We start from the raw sequence: 342 nt of genomic DNA, 5'->3' as shown, positions 1-342 counted from the left end.
GCCGTTGCGTCCTCAAAGTTTAGTCCCCTAGTCCTACGCCAAATTCCAGCTTTGGCAAGGATCGGCCGGCGGGGCTGTTGCCGCGCAGCTTTTCATATGATTTCAATCACGGCCTCAGGCAATGCAAGACATGCGAGAAAAATGGAAAAAGCAAGGCGGAGCCGGGGCATGCGGCCATCGACGATCGTGGTGCGCCCCGCGCCAGGGAAGAAGAGCCGCGCCATCGTCCGATTCGGCGCAATCACCATCCCTGCCGCGATCGGCCGTTCGGGCCGGACCATCCTGAAACGCGAGGGCGACGGCGCCACGCCGATCGCGGCAATGCGGCTGATTTCCGGCTTC

Annotated in this window: 1 protein-coding gene; it reads right to left on the bottom strand. The window is 62.3% G+C overall.

Features of this window, described 5'->3' with window-relative positions:
• Nucleotides 1–92: 92 nt before the first annotated feature.
• Nucleotides 93–342, bottom strand: a 250-nt coding sequence (locus EOD29_RS36225; RefSeq protein WP_164763899.1) for a hypothetical protein, incomplete at its 5' end; no start/stop codon positions are given.

Source organism: Mesorhizobium sp. M1A.T.Ca.IN.004.03.1.1 (assembly GCF_003997555.1).
Classification (GTDB): Bacteria; Pseudomonadota; Alphaproteobacteria; order Rhizobiales; family Rhizobiaceae; genus Mesorhizobium.
The sequence above is the reverse complement of the archived record's forward strand: the minus strand, read 5'-3'. Positions and strand labels throughout refer to the sequence as shown.